Source organism: Acinetobacter sp. YH12128 (genome assembly GCF_013418655.1).
GTDB classification, from domain to species: Bacteria; Pseudomonadota; Gammaproteobacteria; order Pseudomonadales; family Moraxellaceae; genus Acinetobacter; species Acinetobacter amyesii.
Genome location: NZ_VPBO01000001.1, coordinates 66,708 through 85,790, shown reverse-complemented (window position 1 = coordinate 85,790; position 19,083 = coordinate 66,708). Strand labels below are relative to the sequence as shown.

At 40.2% G+C, this 19,083-nt stretch carries 17 protein-coding genes; 8 read left to right on the top strand and 9 right to left on the bottom strand.

The window, feature by feature from the left end:
• Positions 1–10 precede the first annotated feature (10 nt).
• Positions 11–796 carry a thiazole synthase gene (locus FTU64_RS00415; protein WP_111885685.1) on the top strand — a complete coding sequence of 262 codons (786 nt, stop codon included), beginning with the start codon at positions 11–13 and terminating at the stop codon, positions 794–796.
• 67 nt (positions 797–863) lie between these two features.
• Positions 864–1,550, top strand: a complete 687-nt coding sequence (locus FTU64_RS00410) for a hypothetical protein (protein ID WP_180059041.1) — start codon at positions 864–866, stop codon at positions 1,548–1,550.
• A 66-nt stretch (positions 1,551–1,616) separates the two neighbouring features.
• Here the strand turns inward: FTU64_RS00410 and FTU64_RS00405 are convergent, their stop codons facing one another.
• A complete protein-coding gene (locus FTU64_RS00405) occupies positions 1,617–2,228 on the bottom strand; it encodes a glutathione binding-like protein (protein ID WP_078188886.1) in 612 nt (203 codons plus the stop codon).
• Positions 2,229–2,443: 215 nt separating this feature from the next.
• On the opposite strand from FTU64_RS00405, the gene FTU64_RS00400 reads away from it, so the two are divergent.
• The 3 genes from FTU64_RS00400 to trmB all read left to right on the top strand — a co-directional run bounded on the left by FTU64_RS00400 (position 2,444) and on the right by trmB (position 7,009).
• On the top strand, positions 2,444–3,886 hold the full coding sequence (locus FTU64_RS00400) for a SulP family inorganic anion transporter (RefSeq protein WP_180059040.1): 1,443 nt from the start codon (positions 2,444–2,446) through the stop codon (positions 3,884–3,886).
• Positions 3,887–4,176: 290 nt separating this feature from the next.
• The gene (locus tag FTU64_RS00395) at positions 4,177–6,117 is read left to right on the top strand and encodes a sensor histidine kinase (RefSeq protein WP_180059039.1); all 1,941 of its coding nucleotides are present in this window, start codon (positions 4,177–4,179) and stop codon (positions 6,115–6,117) included.
• Positions 6,118–6,292: 175 nt separating this feature from the next.
• A complete protein-coding gene (gene trmB / locus FTU64_RS00390; protein WP_078188891.1) occupies positions 6,293–7,009 on the top strand; it encodes a tRNA (guanosine(46)-N7)-methyltransferase TrmB in 717 nt (238 codons plus the stop codon).
• 104 nt (positions 7,010–7,113) lie between these two features.
• Here trmB and FTU64_RS00385 read toward each other — a convergent pair whose 3' ends face one another.
• The 6 genes from FTU64_RS00385 to FTU64_RS00360 form a co-directional block, all read right to left on the bottom strand.
• Positions 7,114–8,730, bottom strand: a complete 1,617-nt coding sequence (locus FTU64_RS00385) for a GMC family oxidoreductase (protein WP_180059038.1) — start codon at positions 8,728–8,730, stop codon at positions 7,114–7,116.
• A gap of 218 nt (positions 8,731–8,948) precedes the next feature.
• Positions 8,949–9,632 (bottom strand): class I SAM-dependent methyltransferase, encoded by a 684-nt coding sequence (locus tag FTU64_RS00380; RefSeq protein ID WP_180059037.1) that lies wholly within the window; start codon positions 9,630–9,632, stop codon positions 8,949–8,951.
• A 62-nt stretch (positions 9,633–9,694) separates the two neighbouring features.
• Positions 9,695–10,471 carry a Rossmann-like and DUF2520 domain-containing protein gene (locus FTU64_RS00375; protein ID WP_180054541.1) on the bottom strand — a complete coding sequence of 259 codons (777 nt, stop codon included), beginning with the start codon at positions 10,469–10,471 and terminating at the stop codon, positions 9,695–9,697.
• A gap of 225 nt (positions 10,472–10,696) precedes the next feature.
• Positions 10,697–10,909: a hypothetical protein gene (locus FTU64_RS00370; protein ID WP_180003031.1), complete on the bottom strand. Its 213-nt coding sequence runs from the start codon at positions 10,907–10,909 to the stop codon at positions 10,697–10,699.
• A 348-nt stretch (positions 10,910–11,257) separates the two neighbouring features.
• A complete protein-coding gene (pepN, locus tag FTU64_RS00365) occupies positions 11,258–13,867 on the bottom strand; it encodes an aminopeptidase N (RefSeq protein WP_180054543.1) in 2,610 nt (869 codons plus the stop codon).
• A 353-nt stretch (positions 13,868–14,220) separates the two neighbouring features.
• Positions 14,221–14,496, bottom strand: a complete 276-nt coding sequence (locus FTU64_RS00360) for a hypothetical protein (RefSeq protein WP_078193640.1) — start codon at positions 14,494–14,496, stop codon at positions 14,221–14,223.
• 494 nt (positions 14,497–14,990) lie between these two features.
• On the opposite strand from FTU64_RS00360, the gene FTU64_RS00355 reads away from it, so the two are divergent.
• From FTU64_RS00355 to thiM, 3 genes are all read left to right on the top strand, one after another.
• On the top strand, positions 14,991–15,254 hold the full coding sequence (locus FTU64_RS00355; RefSeq protein WP_078193641.1) for a hypothetical protein: 264 nt from the start codon (positions 14,991–14,993) through the stop codon (positions 15,252–15,254).
• A 148-nt stretch (positions 15,255–15,402) separates the two neighbouring features.
• Positions 15,403–16,560: a hypothetical protein gene (locus tag FTU64_RS00350; RefSeq protein WP_180054545.1), complete on the top strand. Its 1,158-nt coding sequence runs from the start codon at positions 15,403–15,405 to the stop codon at positions 16,558–16,560.
• An 11-nt stretch (positions 16,561–16,571) separates the two neighbouring features.
• The gene (gene thiM / locus FTU64_RS00345) at positions 16,572–17,441 is read left to right on the top strand and encodes a hydroxyethylthiazole kinase (RefSeq protein ID WP_180054547.1); all 870 of its coding nucleotides are present in this window, start codon (positions 16,572–16,574) and stop codon (positions 17,439–17,441) included.
• A gap of 94 nt (positions 17,442–17,535) precedes the next feature.
• Here the strand turns inward: thiM and FTU64_RS00340 are convergent, their stop codons facing one another.
• Positions 17,536–18,087 carry a DUF3828 domain-containing protein gene (locus tag FTU64_RS00340; RefSeq protein WP_180059036.1) on the bottom strand — a complete coding sequence of 184 codons (552 nt, stop codon included), beginning with the start codon at positions 18,085–18,087 and terminating at the stop codon, positions 17,536–17,538.
• 19 nt (positions 18,088–18,106) lie between these two features.
• On the bottom strand, positions 18,107–18,835 hold the full coding sequence (locus FTU64_RS00335; protein ID WP_180059035.1) for a hypothetical protein: 729 nt from the start codon (positions 18,833–18,835) through the stop codon (positions 18,107–18,109).
• Positions 18,836–19,083: the final 248 nt, after the last annotated feature.

The window sequence follows — 19,083 nt, the reverse complement described above, 5'->3', positions numbered from 1 at the left end:
TGGAGCTCCCATGGAAGATACACCCCTAATCATTGGTTCACGTACATTTAATTCACGACTTTTAGTTGGTACAGGTAAGTACAAGGACTTAACGGAAACTGACCAGGCCATTCAAGCCAGTGGTGCTGAAATTGTGACCGTTGCCATTCGCCGTGTGAATATTGGTCAACATCCAGACCAACCAAACTTGCTTTCAGTGGTTCCACCTGAAAAATATACGATCTTGCCAAATACAGCAGGTTGCTTCGATGCGAACAGTGCGGTCCGTACTTGCATGTTGGCACGTGAACTCTTAGATGGTCACAATTTGGTTAAACTTGAGGTTTTAGGGGATGAGAAAACCCTATATCCAAATATTACCGAGACTTTAAAAGCTGCACGTACATTAATTGACGATGGCTTTGAAATCATGGTTTATACCTCAGATGACCCAATTGTGGCACAAGAACTGGAAAGCATGGGCTGTGTAGCCATTATGCCTTTAGGTAGCCTTATTGGCTCAGGTTTAGGCATTCTCAACCCACATACTATTTCGATTATTAAAGACAATGCCAAAGTACCTGTCTTGGTCGATGCTGGTGTAGGTACAGCAAGTGATGCAGCGATAGCGATGGAATTGGGCTGTGATGGCGTATTAATGAATACAGCAATTGCAGCAGCTCAAAACCCTGTTCTGATGGCTTCAGCGATGAAAAAAGCTGTTGAAGCTGGTCGTGAAGCTTTCCTAGCAGGACGTATGCCTCGTAAACGCATGGCAAATGCCAGTTCACCTGAAACCGGATACTTCTTTAAATAAGAACTCATTCACGGTATAAAAGAGGACTCTATTGAGTCCTCTTTTTGATTTTGAAAACCTGATAACAATGAAAAAATCCCATATATTGTGTACTTTGAGTCTTTGTGCCGCATCTAGTTGGCTGTCTGCCCAAGTGCCTAGCACAGCCAAATCACTTGCGCCTCAAGGTTGGAACATTTTGATGACTACGACTGGCGACCTAAACAAAGATCAAATGCAAGATGTTGCGATGATCGTGGAAAAGCAAAAAGTCGATGTAGCGACCTATGATGACGATGGCAAAGTCGTTCATAACCATCCACGACAACTCATCGTATTTTTTAAAACCGCAAAGGGATATCAACGTATCGTTGAAAACAACAGTATCCCAGTCGCTCAGCAGCCCAATTCATGCTTACTTGATCCACTTGCTGAAGCAGAAGACATCCAAATCAGTAAAGGCAATTTACTCGTTCATTTTAGTTATTTTATGGCTTGTGGTGGCTGGGAATGGCCCCGACATAGTTATACCTTCCGTTGGCAAAATCAACGCTTTGACCTGATTGGTTTTGACTACAATAGCTTTCACCGAGCTTCTGGTGAAGAAACATCGAAAAGCTATAATTTTTCGACCTTAAAACGTAAGGAAATTGTAGGCGGCAATATGTTTGAAGATGCCAAAACTCAGACCAAATGGTCAACCTTCAAAGCACCACAGCAACTGACGCTTAAAAATATTAACTTTGATGATTTCTATACACAGTTCGAGTATTAAGCTAAACCTGAGCAATAAAAAACCGCCAATTTCGGCGGTTTTTTTAATTCAATTTGAATACACAACTTAAGGAATCAATCCTTCATCACGCATCGCAATTTGAACTGATTGGCGCTCTGCAACTTTGTTTCGTAATGCAATGATATTTTTATATGGCGTTAAATCATGTCCGATGCCATTTGACCAATTTGTCAGTACAAAGAGATAGGCATCCGCTGGGCCGAAGTTATCATCGACTAAATAATCGTTATCCGATTCACCAATCGCTTTATCGATATATGTCAATAAACGATCAATTTCTGCATAGGCTTTTTCTTTAGCGTCTGCATCTAGTGGAGCACCAAAGAATACGGCATAAGCATCATGTAATTCTGAGTTCAAATAGCCAAGCCATTCTAAAACTTTGGCACGACCTAAACCTGATGGCGGAATTAAGTCTTGTTTTGGATCATGCTGTGCAAGAAACGGTAAAATTGCCACGTTCTCGGTCAGGATCAAACCTGGGTTAATTTCTAATGCAGGCACATAACCTTTTGGGTTGATCTCGTAATAATCCACCCCTTTTTCTGTTTTATGGTTTTTTAGGTCAACACGGACCAAATCAAAATCGACATTAATTTCATTTAAAATTATATGTGATGCTAATGAACATGCACCTGGAGAATAATAAAGCTTCATATCTGATCCTTGTTATGTACTATTCAATGTTTTAAATCTCTTCTGTCAAACTTTCAAGTGATCAAACCTGTAAATTGCAAAAAAGCGTAAATGCTGAAACACATATACTCATTGACTATTGTCCATTATCAAGAAGATTTCAAGTCAATCTGTTATGCATTTTTATACTCAGTTGTTTTAACATAGCCGCGTTTAAGATTTGATGAAAAGTTACCGTGTTACAACTTAAAAAAGAACAATGGTTTTCCAATATTCGTACCGATGTGCTCGCTGGCTTAGTAGTTGGACTGGCGCTAATTCCAGAATCGATCGCCTTTTCAGCCATTGCTGGGGTTGACCCTCAGGTTGGTTTGTACGCTTCGTTTTGTATCGCCGTCACCATTGCCTTTTTTGGTGGTCGTACAGCAATGATTTCAGCTGCTACGGGTGCGATGGCCTTACTTATGATCACTTTGGTCAAAGATCATGGTTTGCAATACCTTTTGGCTGCCACGGTTTTGACTGGTGTGATTCAGATCATTGCTGGCTATTTTAAAGTCGCAAAACTTATGCGCTTCGTCTCGCAGTCAGTGGTGTATGGTTTTTTAAATGCACTCGCGATTTTGATTTTTGTCGCACAGCTACCTGAAATGTCAAAGATGGATAGTTGGGGCTATGTCTTTATGCTTTTAGGGCTTGCGATTATTTATCTTTTTCCATATCTACCTAAAATTGGCAAAGCCATTCCATCACCACTGATTTGCATTATTGTCCTCAGTGGTTTGGCATTATTTTTAGGTGCTGACCTGCGTACTGTGAGTGATTTGGGTAAGTTTCCAGAGACTTTACCTATTTTCTTGATTCCTGAAATTCCTTTCAATCTTGAAACCTTCACGATTATTTTCCCTTATTCCATCACCCTAGCAACAGTTGGTCTATTAGAAACCATGATGACCACGACAGTGATCAATGAAGTCACGGGAACTGAAGGAGATCGTCATCAGGAATGTCGTGGTCAAGGGATTGCCAATATTGTCAGTGGCTTTATGGGCGGCATGGCTGGATGTGCCATGATTGGGCAGTCGATTATTAATGTTAGTTCTGGCGCGCGAACTCGCCTTTCCACTTTGGTTGCAGGTATATTTTTGTTGTGTTTGGTGGTGTTCTTAAAAGACTGGTTGGCTTATGTCCCAATGGCGGCCTTAGTCGCGATTATGGTCATGGTGTCATTCACTACGTTCCAATGGAATTCAGTCAAGCAATTTTCAAAGCATCCGATGTCTTTTAATGTCGTGATGATAGCTGTGGTGATCGTGGTGCTTGCAACACATAATTTGGCGCTTGGCGTATTGGTTGGTGTGCTCCTCTCTGCGTTGTTTATTATCAATCAACTGGAAAGTTCGGTAAAAGTCACATCAGAACTTAAAGACAATATTCGTAGCTACACAGTCTATGGACAAATTTTCTTTAGTAGCTCTGAGAGTTTTTATCAATTTTTTGATTTTCAGGAGAGGGTTAGTCATGTGCGAATTGATCTGAGTCATGCACATATTTGGGATATTACTTCTGTTAATATTTTGAAGAATGTCGTGCAAAAATTTGAATCAAGACAGATTCAAGTAGAGGTTTTTGGCTTAAATGAAGCAAGTAGCACTTTACTTGACCGTGTCAGTGACTAATGGATTTTTGAAATATTCACTTTGAATCAAATCAATTTTCAATAAAGTGTGACCTATTGAAACCCTATGCAGGATGTATATAGCAAAGGGTTTCAAAGATCGAAGCTCTGATGTGTAATGACATTACATATAATACTAAGCCTATAAAAAAGAGAAAAATTCACCATTCATTCGATTTAACTGTATAATTCATCTCATAAAATTATAACTATTAAAAATAAAACAAAGATTTGATGTGACTTTCTATATATTTTTTTAAATTGTGGATACACAAAATTGGGGGAATTTTGATGGTTTGGTTTTGGTCACGACACTGCATTCAAGCAAATCGGCTGCTGGTCTTAGCGAGTCTATTTTGCCTGCTATGTTGTATCGCTATACCCAGTTTTGCCAATGCCACCCCACAGATCTCAAGCAGTCATTGTCCTGTTGAAATCACCCATATTGCCACAGCTAAAATCGCTGTCGAGCAAGAGCGCCCACGTACAGGTTGGCAAAATCTGCAAAAGCTTCCAGACACTTGGAATAAACGTTGGCCGGATTATCATGGTATCGCTTGGTACAAAATCCAATTTAAGTTGAACTGTGACCTCCATCAGTTAAATCAACCCATTGCTATCGCTATACAAGGCATCACCCAAAGTGGACGGGTTTATATCAACGAAGCCCTACTTTGGCAAGATTACATTTCAGCAGAACATTTTTCGCGAAGCCAACATCAACCTAGACTGTTGAACTTACCTAGCTCGAGTTTAAAGCAAGGTGTAAATACCATTTGGGTGCAAGTGTATGGTTCGGTGACCCAAAAATCAGGACTCAGTTCAGTTCAAATTGGGGATTACCAGCAAGTCTATGACACCTTTAAAATTTGGTTACTCGAACAACGACAATTAGTCGAACTGAATACGATGATTAATTTCGTCGTGGCCGTGTTCTTTTTTTTAGCATGGCTCGCCAATCGTAATGAAAGAGCTTACTTATGGTTAACCATTACAGGCATGGCTTGGGTATTTTATAGCCTGTGTATTATTTTTAATGGGCCAATTGCATTACTAACCACCGTACAGGTCGATCGTCTACAAAATATTATTTTCTGTTTTTATACGGTTTTTGGCTGTATTGGTGCGTGGTATTTTGCAAACCACCCCTTCCCAAAAATTCAAAAGCTGTTATTAAGCCTTGCCACTATCGCAGCGATCTGTATTGGTTTTGCACCAGAGGCTTATTTAAAGACCGTCATCCAAATTTGTTTTAGCTTCTTTGTTTTAGTCTTTGTGGCCAAATGTATTAGCTACCCGTACTTGGCGTATAAAGCCAAAATGGCCGAAACCTATTTGCTTGCAACGCTGTATCTGATTTATTTACCGATTGCGGTACATGATGCGCACTTTATGATGACCATGGAAGGCCATGCGCTCTCACCATATACTGGCCCACTAACGACCCTCGTTTTGGGTGGCGTACTGGCTTTGCGTTTAGCTCGACACACCCGTCAAATTGAACGTTTTAATAAGACCTTAACTGAAAATGTACAACGTGCAGAACTGAAACTTGCTACCTCACTCGGTCAACAACATCAACTCGCACTTGAAAATGCACGACTTCAAGAACGAATTCATTTATCTCATGACTTGCATGATGGTTTAGGCGGATCTATTGTCCGTTCAATTTTACTGTTAGAACAAAATGACAAAATTGAAAAACCACAAATCATGTCGATGCTTAAACTGTTCCGAAATGATTTAAGACAAGTTATCGATTCGGGTTCAAGTATAGGGACGAAAGTTCCAGACACCCCGATCGAATGGGCGGCGCCGATTCGCCATCGCTTTGTACAGCTCTTTGAAGAATTAGACATGAGCTCGAGCTGGAAATTTGCTGCCGAATGGATTCACTCACCCTCTGCGACCCAATGTCTCAATTTGACTCGTGTCGCAGAAGAAACCCTGACCAATATTTTAAAGCACAGTCAAGCAAGCAAAGTTCAGGTCAGTTTGTGCGAAACAGAGACTCAGCTGATCTTACGTATTGAAGATAACGGTATCGGCTTCAACCCTGACGAAGTTGAGCAAGGCCTACATGTCGGCCTTCACAGTATGCAAACGCGAATCCATCGTATTGGTGGTGAATTTAAAATACAGTCACAGCCGGGTTGTACCGTGCTTGAGGCCATTTTGCCGTTTAAGCTTGACGGTGCTGATAATGAAGATCTTGACGATAAAAACGCCTAGCTTAATGTTATTTCATCACTTTTGAGCTGAGCATTTGACTGCTCATTGCAAATGCTCAGCACGGCTTCAGTCGGTGAGATTGAGCAAAAAGCGGATTTATTCACGGTAAAAAATTTGACTTGTGCATCTCAGGACTTAAAATACCGCATTCGAATTTTTTACATTTGCCAAAGTTATGTCGAACGATCAATTAGACCAGCACGCAGTAGATCTGGATAACCTAAACGAACACCGTGAAATCGTGACGTTTATGCGCCGCTCTGCGCCACTTAATACTTCGCAACGTACTGCGCTGGAACAATATGGTCATCTAATTTTGGAATACCCTGTTGGTGATTTGCGTCAGCATTTTGAACACCCTGAACGCCCACTAACTGTAGAAATCGGTTTTGGTATGGGCCGCTCTTTGGTACTAATGGCAAAAGCAAATCCAGAACGCAACTTTGTCGGCATTGAAGTGCATGTTCCGGGTATCGCTCAATGTGTGTATGAAGCCGGTCTTGCAGGTTTAACTAACCTACGAGTATTGGATGCCGATGCCATCCAAGTGCTACGTGAAATGCCAGACAACAGTATTAATACTGTCCAATTATACTTCCCAGATCCATGGCAGAAGAAACGTCATTTCAAACGTCGTTTTGTATCTCATGACCGTATGCCATTGGTTGAAGAAAAATTAGAAATCGGCGGTACATTCCACTCAGCGACTGACTGGGAACCGTATGCTGAATGGATGATCGAAGTTCTTGAAGAACGTCCACGTCTTGAAAACCTTGCGGGTAAAGGCAATAGCTACCCTCGTCCAGACTGGCGTCCACAAACTAAATTTGAACGTCGCGGAATTGAAGCAGGCCATAAAATTAATGACTTCATCTTCAAAAAAGTAAACTAATTTTTGAATGAAATAAAAAACCACCGTTAGCGGTGGTTTTTTATTGCTGTTTTTGATCTAAGATTTATCTGTGTTGTTTCAAATCACAGGAAAACTGCTTACACCTAGGCTACTTGCGCTTGGAGCTGACTTTGACGAATCATATCCACGGCTTTTTCAGCAATCATCACTGTTGGGGCATTGGTATTGCCATTCACCACAGAAGGCATGATGGAGGCATCGACTACACGAAGGTTTTGAATCCCGTAGACTTTCAATTCAGGGTCAACCACAGACATCTCATCTACGCCCATCTTACAACTACCGACAGGGTGATAAACCGTATCCACACGCTGACGTAAGATTGCACGTATATCATCATTTGTTTTGACCAGTGAGGTAAATAAATCTTGCTGATAATGACTCGATAAAGACGGAGACATCATTAATTGCTGCGTCAACTTAAAGCCTTGTACCAAATCTTCTAAATCCTGCTCATTCCCTAAAAAGTTTGGATCAATCAATAATGGATCATTTATACTGGAACCACTTAGTTTGATCGTGCCACGACTTCTTGGATTGAGCAGACACACATGACACGACAAACCATGGCTTGCGTGAAATTTACGTGCATGGTCATCTACTAACGCCACAACAAAGTGTAATTGCAAATTTGGAATGGCTAAATCGGGTGAAGACTTTAGAAAACCACCACATTCTGCAAAATTTGAAGCAATCATACCTCGTCGTTCCTTACGATAGCGACTGATCTGCTTGAACATATCAATTGAGCCAGGTAAGGACACGCCAAATGTGCCTTGGTATTCTTTGACTTTATAACCAAAAATGAAATCGGGATGATCGTGGAAGTTCTTTCCTACACCCGGTAAATGGTGTTTCACTTCAATGCCATGCGCTTGGAGTTCGGTCTGATCGCCTACTCCAGACAACATTAAAATCTGCGGTGACTGCATCGCTCCGGCACTGAGTAAGACCTCCCGTCTGGCTTTTAGGTGTTTCATTTGCCCTGCATGTTGTACTTCTACACCAGTCGCAACTTGATGCTCTATGGTAATTTTATGTGTCGTTGCTTTGGTTAATACAGTTAAATTTGGCCGATCTAAATGTGGAAATAAGTACGCACGCGCCACACTACAACGTTCTCCATTGATATGCGTAACCTGATAAACCCCTAAGCCTTCTTGTTCTGCACCATTAAAATCATCGAGGACTTTATGGCCTTGTGCACGAGCCGCTTCGGTATAGCGTTGATGGAAAATATTATCGCTTTGCACATCTGTGACGGATAGAGGGCCGTCATTACCGTGGAATTCATTCTGTATTCGATTGTTATTTTCTGAGCGAATAAAATAGGGCAAGACCTCGTCGTATGACCAGCCAGTATTGCCCTGTGCTGCCCATTGATCATAGTCATTTTTATGTCCACGAATATAAATCATGGCATTAATACTGGATGAACCACCAAGGCATTTTCCACGTGGTTGATAGCCTTTACGACCATTCAAGCCAGCTTGAGGCACAGTTTCAAAGGCCCAATTATTGATCTTGGTCGGCAGGCTCACGACGCACGCAGCTGGAATATTGACCGTCCACTGATCACCTTGCCCACCTGCTTCTAACAAGCACACGGATATATTCGGATCTTCACTAAGGCGTGCAGCCAGTACGCATCCCGCACTTCCGCCACCAATCACAATATAATCAAATTCCATTTTTGACATTATTTTCATCCAATTGATTCTTTTTATAAATGCACAATAAGTGATTTAACGCTGACTGAAAAGTTTCTTTTTTAAAAAAATGAACACGCTACCGTGCAAGAAGGATGAAACTGATGATCGAAATTTTGTTTCATGCTTCACTCTTGCAAGGTGGCATCAATATCTGTCAAATTGATCGATGAACTTCATACGCCCAATCGTGGACTCTATTATTTTTTTCAATTAATCGACGTTTTAAAAGCACAGTAAGCTGCATAGCTAAAGATTTGACTGAAACAATGGATTTGATCAAAGCCTATTTCCCTCAGTAAGCTTTGATAATACTGCTGGCTAATCAGTTCAAAATCATCCTCTAAACGCTGCATCATTTTTGTCGCTTGTGCAGCAGATAAACCTTGCATTTGGCAAAACTCAGGCAGGACACGCTGCTCAAAATTCGAATGAGTTTGCATCAAGTCAAAACTTAAAAAAATGCCCTGCGGTTTAAGCAATTCAAAAGCTTTTGTTAAAAATTCATTTTTTTCGGACAACGCAATGAAGTGCGTCACCAAGATACTTAGCACCGCATCAAAACAACTCGCCTGCTCAAAAGTAGTATGACTGCCCAAAATAAAATTGACGCGATGCAACTCTCCAGCGGCTTCAATACGTTGCCGTGTTTGATTCAGCATGTTTTCAGACAATTCTGTAACGGTAAATGACCATGTTGGATTCAAGGTCATGAGATAGCCCAATTCATAGCCCGTCCCACATCCAATAATCAGTACATGGGCATCTTCAGCGACATAGCAATTTAACACCGCCTGAATCTGTTGATGGACAAGTTCATAACCAGGAATTAATTTACGTATATGTGCATCATAACTTTCGACCACTTGTGGGCTATTAAAATCTTTTGCCATGTAACATCCTGTTTGACATGTATGTCTAAGCTAATAAATATTCATTATTCTATATGGATTGTTTATTTCTGATGATGCCCAAGAATCTGCTGACTCAACATTTCATAGACCGCTTTCAGATCGACTTGATCAGCTTGCTCAAGCATATTGGCATGCATCTGCATGATATTTTGATCCCCACGCATTGCAGGGCCTGTTTGCATGTTACGTGGTTCAGCCTGAGTAGCTTTATTGGCTGTCTCTAAAATCAAAGGATAAAGTAAGCTAAATTCGACTTGTTTTGCATCAACAATCTGCTTTGCCATGTCATAACAATAATTACTAAAATTACAGGCAAACACCGCAGCAAGATGCAGACTCAAGCGCTGTGCCGAATCATATTGATAAACCCTTTGGCTAATGCTGTTTGCTAAATCTGTAAGTGTCGTCAAATCTGCAGAGTCGGCCGCTTCTACAAAGATCGGTGTCGACATCCAGTCCACATCTCGATCTAAACTAAAGGTTTGTAAAGGATAAAACACCCCTGCTCGCGAATGCTGTTGGGTCAGTACCGTGATATTGGTGCTACCTGACGTATGCACAATCAAAACTTGTGGCAAATAAGCTTTCACTTGATGAATAACGGTTGCAATCGATTGGTCGCTCACCGCAATGATCAAAAGATCAGTCTCAGCATTCAACTTATTTGGGGTATGAATGGCTTCGGCACCTACACTTGCTGCAAGTTTTTCTGCCTTATCAAGATTTCGCGCATAAACTTGCACAATGTGATGTTGTGGATGAAGTACTTTGAGCAAATGATGTGCAACACGACCTGCACCCACAATACTGATTCGCATATAGTTTTAACTCATTTTCGATGGCTACAGCATGTCAGGAAAATATCGGACGTGCAAATCGAGTTGTATCGATAGAATGATTTATTTTCAATTCTTCACATTAGTTTCGCTCAGATAAGCACAAAAAAAGGGATGCGTTTCATCCCTTTTGCTAGACGTCAATCTAAGTCTAATGCATATCATATCGCTTTCAATCTAGACAATATTCGATATGCACTTTAGCTTTTACGATTTACCAATGATTTGATTCAGAGTCTGTAGGTATTGTTCTGCGTCACGGCGCGCATTGAATTTCTTTTCAAATACACCTGTGTTTTGCACACTGTTCGGTGTGTATTCTACCGAAACAACAAAGGTATCAAGCAAATCTCTATTAATCCGAATTGCAATAATATGATGTGAGTTTAAATAAAAACCATCATCAACCTTAACTAACATGACTCGCCTCAAAAATCTTGCATAATGAAATAGATAAAAATATCTAAACATTCATAAACTTGGATGCCTTACCGCATACAGTTATAAATAGGATAAACCGAAATCATTGTAACGCCATTATGTGATTTGTATTGCAATTATTATGCAATTTAAATGAATAATTAGAGAAAATCATTCAGTTCCAGTCATCTAAACATGATTGATTTTCAATCCTAGCTAAAGATTGGATAAAAAGACTGGATATAAAAAAGACTGGATATAAAAAAGCCTGCTGCCATAGCCATGGCAATAGGCTCATTTCAGTACGACTGATTTAACTCAAATCAATCGTACAATGTGGTTGAACGATTAAACACTCAACATACTGTTTAATGTTTCTGACACATTCTTCGATTTCACAACAGGTTTAAGTGCTTCAAGTTTTGCTTTGACTTCACTACGCTGCGGTTCTGCCAAAGTGTACCAACGGGACAAAATTTGCAGTAACCGTGAACCGACAATTGGATTCTTCTCATCGAGGAATTTTGCCAATTCAACAATGTGCTGCACACCAAAGCTCCATGTATTAACAGGATTGCTATTTAAACCGCCTGTAACCGCACGAATACGGTTCGGTACTTTCAAGTCATAGTCAGGATGAGCAGTAAGTGCTTTGATGGTTTCCGCAGTTGCTTTCGGATGAGCCGCTTGCAACATAAACCATTGGTCCATCGACAAAGCTTCATTTTTAAAGCGTGTATAGAAGGTTTCTAAAGCTTGCTGTGCTTGTGGTGCATCATTCCAAACCAATACTTTTAAAGCACCAAGGCGTTCAGACATATTTTGCGTGGTTTTAAACTGTTCAAAGGCTAAATCAAATACTGACTTATCCCCCTGACGCGCCATCATATTCAAAGCGATATTTTTCAGCGCGCGCACACCCATTGCCTGACTGAACTCTGCAGGCGCTTCTAATGTTTGATAAATATTTTTCCAGAAACCGGTAAATGACAATGCAACAGCGGTAAGTAAAGCATTGCGCTTTTCTTGGATCATGGCTGGATTGTAGTTCTCATCAATACGGCTGCCCAAATAGCCCTCAGCCGGAACATCCAGCAAGCGTGAAGCCAATAACGGATCTTTGCAGACCAATTGAGGCAGCAGCTTAGGCGAACTGATCGCATCTAAATAAATTTGCGCATCATGATCTTTCAGCAGAATGTTTTCGACCAGGCTCTGCGCCGCCTGCCATTGGTTAAAGCCATTGGTTTCATACTGCAGAAGGAATGCAAGCTCTTCATCTGAATAGTTAAATTCAAGATTAACAGGTGCAGAGAAGTTACGTAGTAAAGAAACAACAGGCTGAGTTTTTACACCGCTAAATGTAATGGTTGCAGTATCGGTATCAAATAAATACACGCCATCTTTGATGCCATTTTCAACCAATGCATCTGAGCTGAGAACTAACTGTTCACCACTCGTCGCATCAAACAATGCCAAAGCCACAGGAATAGGCACAGCTTTTAAATTTGGATATTTCGGATGAGCTTTTAAGCTTTGTTTCAAGCTTAAAGTATAGGTTTGATTTGCAGCATCGTACTCACCTTTTGCTTCAAGTTTTGGTGTACCCGGTTGGTTATACCAAATCAAGAAACTCGACAAATCTACACCAGAACCCGCTGTCAGAGCTGCTACCCAATCTTCAACAGTCACAGCTTGACCATCGTGGCGTTTGAAATATTCGTCAGTACCTGCACGGAATTTTTCTTTGCCCAAGAGTGTCGCCATCATGCGGTTAATTTCCGCACCTTTTTCATACACAGTTGCGGTATAAAAGTTATTAATTTCAACAAAATGATCTGGACGCGGTGGATGTGAAAGCGGGCCTGAATCTTCTGGGAACTGATGAGCTTTTAACACAGCAACGTCATCGATTCGTTGTACCGCAGCAGATTGTAAATCTTCTGAGAACGACTGATCACGGAATACCGTCAAACCTTCTTTTAAGCAGAGTTGGAACCAATCACGACAGGTAATACGGTTACCCGTCCAGTTATGGAAGTATTCATGTGCAATCACAGACTGAACGCGCATGATCGCAGCATCAGTGGTGTATTCTTCATCAGCAAGCACACAAGAGGTGTTGAAAATATTCAAACCTTTGTTTTCCATTGCACCCATGTTAAATGCACTGGTTGCCACGATCATATAATTGTCTAAATCATAAGGACGACCATAATGTTCTTCGTCCCAACGCATCGAATGTTTTAAAGCTTCCATGGCAATATGACATTTTGGAATGTCTTTTTCTTCTGCATAGATTTCTAAAGCAACATTACGACCTTCAGACGTCACATAAGTGTCTTTAAGTACTGCCAAATCACCAATCACACAAGCAAATAGATACGATGGTTTTTTGGTTGGATCTTGCCAAACGGTATAATGACGACCTTCACCGGTTTCACCCGCTTCAATCAAATTACCATTGGCAAGTAATACAGGGAATTTTTTATCCGCTTCGACACGTGTGGTAAATACCGACAACACATCTGGACGGTCAGGATAATAGGTAATTTTACGGAAGCCTTCAGGCTCGTTTTGAGTAACGAATAAATCGCCTGCCGCTTGGTATAAACCTTCGAGTTGAGTATTGCTTTCAGGATGAATCACGACTTCGGTTTCAATGACAGCTTGGTCAGGTGCATTTGAAATCACCAGTTGTTCTGCATCTACAACATAGGCATCTGCTGGCAAAACTTGACCATTTAAGCGAATTGATTTGAGTTCCAAATCACGACCCAATAACACCAAATCTCCAGCCGTTTGACGCTGCATCACTAATTTTGCATTTACATTCGTATGCTTATCAAAGACTTGAATATCAAGATCGATACTATCTACGACAAATGATGGTTTTTGATAATCTTTTAAATAAACAGTTTGGTCTGCTTCGACCACTGGATTTGCCGCAATATTCATATCTCGTCCTATTCCTTAGTTATTGCTTCATCAGCTTTTTGAACACATTGTGAATGACTTGATCATACGACAAGATGCATAAGCTGTCTTCGCATTTACAATGATTTATATATGGGCTCAGCGCATGTTGTTTTCAATCATCTTTATAGAATAATTTAAAGGCTGGCACATATTTTCGCCATGTTTAAGCAAAATAAATGCCTGAGTTGAGTACAGCTATAACAATGTGCAAATTTTTTATCTACCTAAAATAAATAAAGCGCCTATATACTAGACAGAGAAAGTACAGGTGCTTAATCCATCTGTACGTTCAAATTATTGCGCTCAAACTTACCTGCTTAAGACTTAGAGGATTATTGATTTGCAAAAATTAAATCGAGTGCGCTGTCATAGTCTGCAGCAAAGTAAAATTGAAATGCCGTGACTTTTGAGGTGAGGAATTGCTGAATTTCTTCCGTCGCACCCGCCACATAAATTTTAGATACTTGATGTTGCTGCGCCAGGCCCAATAACTCGATCGTCTTTTCCAGTGTTTGATCATGCCCAATAATCAGCGCACCAACCGTACCCTGTGGCTGCTTATATAATTGCATACGGGTGATATTGCTGTTTTTAAGTGCGTCTGACATATGTATTCCATACAAAGAAAGGATAAAAAAAGATCAAAACCTTTAGAAATCCAGCTGAATCATACTATGTATCAATTTCAGTAGATTCCGCTTTGTTTCAGTCCTGCAAGTTAAGATCATTAGAATTATAAGCTCAATATATACAAATATACTTTTCAAATCCAATCGCTTAGACGATTCCCTCCAAAAAGCACCTAAGCTCTCAAATAATCTCAGTCTTCTAATTTGGATTTGATTGCATACTTCTGTTTAAACCATGCACCAAGATGTTTCTTTTTCAACAGTTTAAGCATTTTGAGAATTCATTAGACATAGCCATACGCATCAATATTATTTTGTTACTTTTAAATTAATAATTTATTTTCAATATCTTAGTAAATAATTATAAAGTTTATCTGCTTTAAAATGTCTACTCAAAACATTTGAGCATGCGTTTTGCATCTACTTAATTGCCAAAAGCAAAATCATCAGGCTAAAACAAAAAGAGGTGCATTATGTTTATTAAAGAACACATCATCCGTATTGAAAATATGAAGACCCTGCAAGCGCTTGATGCTGCAAATATCGACCATCAAGTAATTGCAATGTTTATGACTTGCGAAGGGATTCCACTCAAAGCCTTTGAGGTCAGTTCATTACTTAACTCATATAGTGCATTAGGCACTAAAAAAGTCGCGTCTAAAAAAGTGCAAGCTTTAATACAAGCCAAACAACTTGGAGAGGAGGACGAATCGATCCCATGCCCAGCCGCCTATTAATAATCCATTCTGACTAAAAGCTGCATCATCACTATGCAGTTTTTTTATTTGTCGACATATCGCCTGAGCTGCCGCAACTGAAATTGCAAACCCGTCTTCAAACAGAGATGTGTATAATCAATTTAACCTTTCAAGAAACGCTGGCAACATGTTCAATATTCTACGCAAACAAATGGATGAAAGTACGCAATGCCCGTTGTGTCGTGCATCAATGTATTGGGTAGATGCTGAAAAATTAGATGAGCAAGAATTTAATTTTTATCAGTGTAGCCACTGTCATCATCAAATATTTCCAGAACAGCAATACAACTGTCATTGTGAAAACTGTCAGGCTGCGCGAAAAAAACTACTGAAAGAAACCCGTTTACAAGAACAGCGTAAACTCAAAAATAAAGATATCGTTGAACGTGAATTAAGTGAACTGAGTTTTTTACAGAAACTCTTTTTGCTGGCTTTATTGGATAATCACGTCCAAGAACATACGGCGCATCAAGAATTTATCGACTGGGACGCTATTAAGTATCATAACATCAGCCCGAATTATTTCTTCCAACAATCACTCAAAAAGCATCTCGTGCATGAGCAAATTTTGATTGTGAAAGATGATGCGCTACAAGCTGAACAGTTTTATATCAATGTCCGTCTGGATGGCTATTCGGAGCCCAGTCTTTTTAGCGTAGCGCAGCAACTCCGCCATTGGTTTTATGAAAATTTAGCCTTGGGTGTCCCGTTTAAAAGCGCTGACGAAGTGAAAGAATGTTTGTATCTCCTACTGTTTCAAGAAATTGTGCAATTTATGCAGTTTTACTGTAAGACATGGGGCATTCAAATTGCAGGGAATAAAAGCTTTCAAGTGTTCTGTTATCGCCTACTCGACCATCTTGCGGTTGGGCAGATTTACTATATGATTCAGTCAGCACTCGAATACCTACATAAACAAAAAGCTCTGCAAGTGCGTAATGAAAATTTCATTAATACAAATCTGTTAAAAAAGACCTTACAGCAATATCGTGAACGTGGCTTACAGGAAAAATGGGAAACCTTTACTCTACCTCGTCCGCCACAACTCCCCTTTAGTAAAATGAGTGAAATTTTGCTCTTTCACTTTTTAGGACTCGATGAAAGTATCTTTGTGCAACCGATACGCCATGCTTGGAAAAAAATCGAACCTCGCTTAAATTTTTATTCCACAAAGCGCTGCATGTACTGTGGTTCACAAGAGCTCTCTGTCGATTATGATGCCGCAGATTATGTGACCCTGTTCTGCCGTAATTGTAAACATCAAGACCATTACTTCACCCGCTAAGGGAGAAACCGATGAATCAATCTGAAAATTTTGAAACGACCATGAACAGTGAATTGACTGACTTAAATAGCCCGCTTTTGCAAAGCGTCATTAATGCGTGGATTGAACTTCAATCCAAACAACCTTTGGTGCACATCATCACCAATGCAGTTGCGAGCAATTATGTCGCCAATGTCCTTTTGGCTGCGGGTGCTTCTCCTGCAATGATTGACAATCCCTTTGAAGCCGAAAGCTTTGCCTCGATTGCCAGTGCATTGAATATCAATTTAGGTACGCCAACGTCTGAACAAATGCAGGCCATGCAAATTACTGCACAAACAGCACAAAATTTAAATAAACCTTGGGTGCTTGACCCTGTCGGTTATGGCCCCGTTTTGCCGTGGCGATCTGAAATGGTTGACCAATTACTCCAATACAAGCCAAGTATTATTCGCGGCAATGCATCAGAAATCAGCTGTCTTGCAGGTAATCAAGGTGAATCCCGCGGTGTCGATAGCACGCTCAATAGTGCCGAGATTTATTTAAATGCTGTGCCCTTGTTAGAACACTGTGAATGTGTGGCAATTTCAGGCGAATCAGATTTCATCTTATCGAAAGAAATGAATGCAGTGATACAGATTAATGGTGGGTCTTACTTACAACCCAAAGTGACGGCTTCTGGCTGCGCTTTAGGTGCGCTAACAGCAGCTTATTGCGCCGTAAGTGAATCACTAACTGCTGGCACGGTCGCAGCACATTTGCACTTTGCGATTGCGGGTCAAAAAGCCTATGAAATTAGCTCAAGTGTCGGCAGTTTTAATGTTGCATTTTTAGATGAAATTTATAATCTCAATGAAGATGATTTCAATCAACTTGCCAACATGCAAATTTATGCACTATGAAGCTACGATAGCTTGAGAAAAAAATAGCTTGAGTAAAAGACTCAAGCTGTTCAGGGTTTCACGCTGTTTTTTATAATTAGAACGCGTCAAAAGCTTACTGTGCCGTGCTGTCACTTGCAGCATTAGCATCAAACATTTCTGAATCTTCGATCGTTTCTGTTGGATTACTCAAAATCATGTCGAGGTCATAGTCCCCCGCATAAACAATATTTTTGATTTTTGAACAGTCGCCATCACTCATTTCATAATTTAATACTTTGGCTTCATCGCCAATTTTAAACTCAGCACGAACGACGTTTTTATTTTCATCAAAACTCAGTTTAGGCTGAACGCCTTTTTTCGAATCTTGCTGCGGATCTTGGCTATCCGTGAAAATATCAAAATCCACATTACACGCTTGTTGCGACTGCTTACAGTTAATTTCTTCTTGCATACGTTCCGCTAACGATGGCTCAAAATAGGCAGTAAGTTGATCTTTACTCAAAGCATGTAACTTCAACTCTTGGTCATAAATTTGTTTGACCAGTTTTTCCGGTGCAACACATTTCTGCGATTGCTCTTGTACTTTTTGCTCTGCAGGCTGACAAGCCGTTAAAAAGATTGCCGCACCAAAACCTAATAATAGATATATCGTCATTTGTCCCATAACACATCCATGTCCGTCATTAAACTGCTCGCCCAACTGCCAGATTCATACTTGCTTCAAAAATGGTTGAAACATTTAATTTACAAATACACATTAACCCCATGCCATCAAAATAATCTGGCACGTGCTGCATAAAAAATTGAACATGTTCATCAGATTTTTTCCGAAGCCGAACCAATTGCTCAGGCGTCACCTTCGGTAAATCACAACGATGAACAAAAATATCCTCAGCCCGATGCTGCACATCATGCTGACGGATTTTATAACTATTTAAAACATCCGCATACTCAGTGGGCATCGGGACACCGTGCCTTGGATAAAACTTAACAGAGCGCGAGGCAAATAATGTATATACCTTTGGTTGTGCCAATGTAGCCACAAACCACATCGGAATCGCTGGAAATCGAATCTGATACTGCATTGCCACTTTAATCGCCGAGTTTAAGGTCAGGTTTTTCCGACGATAATCAACCAATACCCCAGCGCGTGAATTAAAAATAAAAATCGGCCGATTGTTATGCATAATTTTTAATATACGCACAATGTTTTGCCCAATCAGTTTTTCCTGCTCAAAATACTGAATGATTGGTAAGGCAACAATATCTGGGTCATGCATGTATTGATAAAGTTGCTCAATCCTAGAAGTTGGAAAAATACATTGATCAAACTCCCAGAGCCGTTGAAACAACTCATGTTTTTCTTCAATCGTGAGTTTACTAAAATCAATGATATTCTCAGTGATCGCCATACCAACACCCATTTTTTTAATGGATTAACTTTGAATTTCTTCAAAGTCCCTAGTTATAAAGTTTTCCGAAGCGGTATTTAAATGAAATAAAATTATTCATAGATCATCAATGATGATTAAAACCCCAAGTTAAAAATGAATCGCTATTTAACCTCATGCTTTTTTAAAATCAACCCTATCAATATTTCTTACTTTTGAATCGTTTTAGCCCTCTAAAAGCCCAAAAGTTGCAGCGTTTTTTGACTGTT

What these genes read in the sequence shown, in the direction of transcription:
- FTU64_RS00415 (WP_111885685.1), top strand. Translation starts at nt 11, where the DNA reads ATGGAAGATACACCCCTAATCATTGGTTCACGTACATTTAATTCACGA.
- FTU64_RS00355 (WP_078193641.1), top strand. Translation starts at nt 14,991, where the DNA reads ATGTTTATTAAAGAACACATCATCCGTATTGAAAATATGAAGACCCTG.
- FTU64_RS00340 (WP_180059036.1), bottom strand. Translation starts at nt 18,087, where the DNA reads ATGGGACAAATGACGATATATCTATTATTAGGTTTTGGTGCGGCAATC.
- FTU64_RS00410 (WP_180059041.1), top strand. Translation starts at nt 864, where the DNA reads ATGAAAAAATCCCATATATTGTGTACTTTGAGTCTTTGTGCCGCATCT.
- FTU64_RS00360 (WP_078193640.1), bottom strand. Translation starts at nt 14,496, where the DNA reads ATGTCAGACGCACTTAAAAACAGCAATATCACCCGTATGCAATTATAT.
- FTU64_RS00385 (WP_180059038.1), bottom strand. Translation starts at nt 8,730, where the DNA reads ATGTCAAAAATGGAATTTGATTATATTGTGATTGGTGGCGGAAGTGCG.
- FTU64_RS00335 (WP_180059035.1), bottom strand. Translation starts at nt 18,835, where the DNA reads ATGGCGATCACTGAGAATATCATTGATTTTAGTAAACTCACGATTGAA.
- FTU64_RS00350 (WP_180054545.1), top strand. Translation starts at nt 15,403, where the DNA reads ATGTTCAATATTCTACGCAAACAAATGGATGAAAGTACGCAATGCCCG.
- trmB (WP_078188891.1), top strand. Translation starts at nt 6,293, where the DNA reads ATGTCGAACGATCAATTAGACCAGCACGCAGTAGATCTGGATAACCTA.
- FTU64_RS00375 (WP_180054541.1), bottom strand. Translation starts at nt 10,471, where the DNA reads ATGCGAATCAGTATTGTGGGTGCAGGTCGTGTTGCACATCATTTGCTC.
- FTU64_RS00405 (WP_078188886.1), bottom strand. Translation starts at nt 2,228, where the DNA reads ATGAAGCTTTATTATTCTCCAGGTGCATGTTCATTAGCATCACATATA.
- FTU64_RS00380 (WP_180059037.1), bottom strand. Translation starts at nt 9,632, where the DNA reads ATGGCAAAAGATTTTAATAGCCCACAAGTGGTCGAAAGTTATGATGCA.
- pepN (WP_180054543.1), bottom strand. Translation starts at nt 13,867, where the DNA reads ATGAATATTGCGGCAAATCCAGTGGTCGAAGCAGACCAAACTGTTTAT.
- FTU64_RS00370 (WP_180003031.1), bottom strand. Translation starts at nt 10,909, where the DNA reads ATGTTAGTTAAGGTTGATGATGGTTTTTATTTAAACTCACATCATATT.
- FTU64_RS00395 (WP_180059039.1), top strand. Translation starts at nt 4,177, where the DNA reads ATGGTTTGGTTTTGGTCACGACACTGCATTCAAGCAAATCGGCTGCTG.
- thiM (WP_180054547.1), top strand. Translation starts at nt 16,572, where the DNA reads ATGAATCAATCTGAAAATTTTGAAACGACCATGAACAGTGAATTGACT.